General features: G+C 37.1%; 1 protein-coding gene. It reads right to left on the bottom strand.

What is annotated here, in order from left to right; all coding sequences use genetic code 11:
* Positions 1–150 precede the first annotated feature (150 nt).
* Complete coding sequence (locus EOL86_15330) at positions 151–762, bottom strand: hypothetical protein (protein NCD26941.1); 612 nt, start codon at positions 760–762, stop codon at positions 151–153.
* Positions 763–1,178 lie beyond the last annotated feature (416 nt).

Below are 1,178 nucleotides of genomic sequence, written 5' to 3'. Positions count from 1 at the left end.
TGCCGGCGTAAGATCAGGTAGCAAGGAGAGTCCAGTCCTGAAATAAGATCACACAGCGCATTGTATTCCTGACGTAAGGCACTGTTTGTCAGTATTTTTTTTCTAAAAGTCTGTTGTTCATCGAACGGCATTTCACCGGATAAAAACCGGTCAATCTGGTTGAAGTGTTTCTGGTTCATCATTATTGCTTTTTAATCGTGGATAATCCGGGTCGGATTGGATGCGACGGAATAGAGATTGTTTGCATTGATATTTTCGTTTTCTTGCATAGGCAATAGAGCTGAAATCCATTATTTTCATAATTTCTTCCGTAGAATATTTTTCGAGCATCATTTTAATAATCTCTTTGCATTGTTGGGTTAATGTATCAAAATGCCGATGATACATAAGCAGTCGTTCTTCCTGAATTGTAATCTCAAATTCTAAACATTCCAGGCAGAACAGGAAGCTGCTATCAGAAACCTCATTATCCAGTGAGACGAATTTTTTTTTCTGATGCAGTTTTCGTAACCAAAGATTTTGGGCAATGGCAAAAAGAAATGTTTTGAAAGAACAGGAGAGAAAAAAAGAGGGATCATTGGTGCGCTTAAAAATTACCAGAAGCGCATCCTGAAATACATCACGGGCTTCATCCGTAGTTCCATGATTAAAACAGACCAGCTGTTTTATACTGTTAAAATATACGGAATACACGTGGTTTAGTACTTTGGGGTTGCACGCACGAATACCCGCTAGAATCTGATCATCATTAAGTGTTTTCATCCAGTAATAATTTTGTTTTACATAAATTTATGTTGCTAAAAATTATTAACATATTATTGGTTGTTGGGAAGTAACATGTTTTCTTCCTTGAATAATAGTTAATCCAAAAAAAGGGGAAATGTTACCCTCCTTTTGAAAGATTTTTTTATCAATCTGCAAATTTTTATGGAAGCATAAAAATTAAATACCCGGATAGCAGGAATGTAAAAATAATAAGCAATCCTTTTTTAACCGGGTTACCCTTTAAAAGGGTTTAAATACTTTTAAAGGGTGGAAAAATTCCTCTCAACCGCAACCCCTTGAAAAACATCACCATAACCACCGCAACAAGCCCTCCTGCATTTTTTGGCAGGCCATTTGTAAAGCTGCACCCTTCCCCGCTCATTAGGCTGCGGCGCTCCCTTACAATTTCCAAT

The organism is Deltaproteobacteria bacterium (genome assembly GCA_009930495.1).
In the GTDB taxonomy this organism is placed as follows: domain Bacteria; phylum Desulfobacterota; class Desulfovibrionia; order Desulfovibrionales; family Desulfomicrobiaceae; genus Desulfomicrobium.
This window is presented reverse-complemented; position numbering and strand designations above follow the sequence as displayed.